This is a genomic window from Campylobacter sp. BCW_6465 (assembly GCF_001762815.1).
Classification (GTDB): domain Bacteria; phylum Campylobacterota; class Campylobacteria; order Campylobacterales; family Campylobacteraceae; genus Campylobacter_D; species Campylobacter_D jejuni.
On sequence record NZ_MJXN01000083.1, the window covers coordinates 1 to 2,136 of the forward strand.

Consider the following 2,136-nt stretch of genomic DNA (forward strand, 5'->3'; position numbering starts at 1 on the left):
ATAGGTTCACTTGGCTCTATTAAGCCTTGATTAATATCTGGAATAAAAGAAATTCCATAATCTTTCATTTTAACTCCTTTTTATGCTTTCACTTTGTGCGAATAAAATCCGCCCAAAGTCGCTTTTACTCTTGTGCTTTGCACTCTCTTTGAGAAAGCCCCCGTCCCACTGCGTGGGTAGCTCACCTTTTTTTATTTTCCTTTTATCAAGCATTTTATTGCATGATAAAGATTGCAAGAATGATAAAATACAAAGATTTTAAACTTAGAACATCCAAGCAAAGTCATAGCTTCTTTTAATGCTAAATCAGCTGTCCTATAATCAGTTCTTGAATTTGCTTTTTCGCATAAAAAATCATGCACCACACAAGCGCTAAAATACTCACTTTTAAAAGGTGGAAACAAAGACCAAAAAAGGCGTGGGATACTCGCTCCATCTGTTTTAAAGCCTTGTGGTACAATGCCTTTATAATTTGGCAAAGAAAAAGCATAATCACTAATTACTTCAAATCTGTCTTTATCATAGGGCTTTACACAAACCCTTTTTAATTCTGTTTTAGTCATTTTTCACTCTCCCAAACAATTAAATCAAGTTCTTCTTTGCTTTGTGCATTTCTAGCTTTTTCTTTTAAAGCACTTGCTTTAAAAATAGTCTCTTGCACAAAATAAGCCATGCTACTTGCAAAAAGTTTAAACTCATCTACGCTAAATCTTGTAGTTGTATTATCAAGCGCAATCCAATCAATATAAGGAATTAAATTAGGATTAACAAGAGCATTGGTTACTGCTCCATTAATTCTTAACTGATCTTCATTAGAACTTTGATAGATTTTACCTTTAAAAGAAAATCCACCATTTAAAATATTTTCTTTTTTTGTATTAATCTCGTTGATTTTTAACTCTTTTGCCTCGTTTAAAAGCTCTTCTTCGCTTTTAGGAGGATTTATTAAAGAGTTAAATTCTTCTTCGCTAATAGGTGTTAAGCCTGTTTTAATTTGCTCATCGCTCACTTCATCCTCATAAGCATAAATTTGATTATTATCGTTTTTGTCTATAAAATATTTCATTTTTTCTCCTTATTTGCTTGATGCTTATCTAAGCTCCATAAAAGATACAATGCTTTTGCTTGGGTAAAATCCGCTGTGTTCTGGTGTATTTAATCTGTATTGCCCATTTGGTGGAATGATTCCAAAACCAAAATAAGTTCGACTTACTCCACCATTGGATAATGAAGTTTGAAACATAGAAACTACAAATTGCTCACTACAAGAAAAACTGACACCCCCACTTGCACTAGCATTAACTTGAAATTTGGCTGCTATAGGTTTTCCTGTATTATTTGTATAAGTTACATCAAAGGCTCTTGAAACATTTTGCCAAGCTTGATTTACTCCCAATCCTCCCATTAAACTAGGAGCTTGTTCTTTTAAGGTAGCTAAATTTACAAATTGATTGTCATTTGTAGCTTTTATAGAGCTTGTAGGTAGTTTGGTAAAGTCTTTAGCTCCTGTAATGGTTTGATTAGTAGCTAAAGTAACATATTTGGCAATTTCTGTATTAAATTTATTTTCTAAAAGATATTTAGCAAACTCACCCCATACTTTTTTAAACTCTGCATCATATTTTTGTGTTAAAGCATCAATTTTAAGATTGAGTTCCACTTTAATAGCATCCACATAATCACGACTTGCCATAATCACACTAGGATCTAGTTTTAAAATAACTTCCTCTGCATTAGAAAGCTCCATGACAATTTTTATCATAAGCTCTTTAGCGCTGCCTTCTTTTAAGATAGGTTTATAAGTGCGTGGGACATTTCCTACTGCAAGCAAATCTCCTGCTTCATCATAAATGCCTACTGCATTAACTTCAAACCCGCCCACATCGCTTGGCACATGACACATTAAATTCACATAGTTTGGATTGCTTTCATCCACGCTTTTGCTACTAATATTAGCTTCATATACAATCTCTTCTAAGCTTTGCATTTCTTCGCTGGGCAAAATAACTTTTGAACTTAATTTAAAGCTTTTTAAATTGATACCATTTCCACTTGCTCTTGCGGCAATAAATTTAGCAATGCCAATTTTTGTTAGTATGGTATAGTATTCACTTTTTGCCATTAATACACTCCTTT

Annotated in this window: 3 protein-coding genes; all 3 read right to left on the reverse strand. The window is 33.0% G+C overall.

What is annotated here, in order from left to right; all coding sequences use genetic code 11:
* Positions 1–191: 191 nt before the first annotated feature.
* From AJ886_RS04930 to AJ886_RS04940, 3 genes are read right to left on the reverse strand one after another with little or no spacing between them, the layout of a single operon-like run.
* Positions 192–563, reverse strand: a complete 372-nt coding sequence (locus AJ886_RS04930) for a DUF1353 domain-containing protein (RefSeq protein ID WP_002909498.1) — start codon at positions 561–563, stop codon at positions 192–194.
* A complete protein-coding gene (locus tag AJ886_RS04935; RefSeq protein WP_002875277.1) occupies positions 560–1,066 on the reverse strand; it encodes a DUF4376 domain-containing protein in 507 nt (168 codons plus the stop codon). Before AJ886_RS04935 ends, AJ886_RS04930 begins: the two co-directional genes overlap by 4 nt.
* A 24-nt stretch (positions 1,067–1,090) precedes the next feature.
* A complete protein-coding gene (locus AJ886_RS04940; protein ID WP_070287288.1) occupies positions 1,091–2,122 on the reverse strand; it encodes a phage tail protein in 1,032 nt (343 codons plus the stop codon).
* Positions 2,123–2,136: the final 14 nt, after the last annotated feature.

What these genes read in the sequence shown, in the direction of transcription:
- AJ886_RS04930 (WP_002909498.1), bottom strand. Translation starts at nt 563, where the DNA reads ATGACTAAAACAGAATTAAAAAGGGTTTGTGTAAAGCCCTATGATAAA.
- AJ886_RS04935 (WP_002875277.1), bottom strand. Translation starts at nt 1,066, where the DNA reads ATGAAATATTTTATAGACAAAAACGATAATAATCAAATTTATGCTTAT.
- AJ886_RS04940 (WP_070287288.1), bottom strand. Translation starts at nt 2,122, where the DNA reads ATGGCAAAAAGTGAATACTATACCATACTAACAAAAATTGGCATTGCT.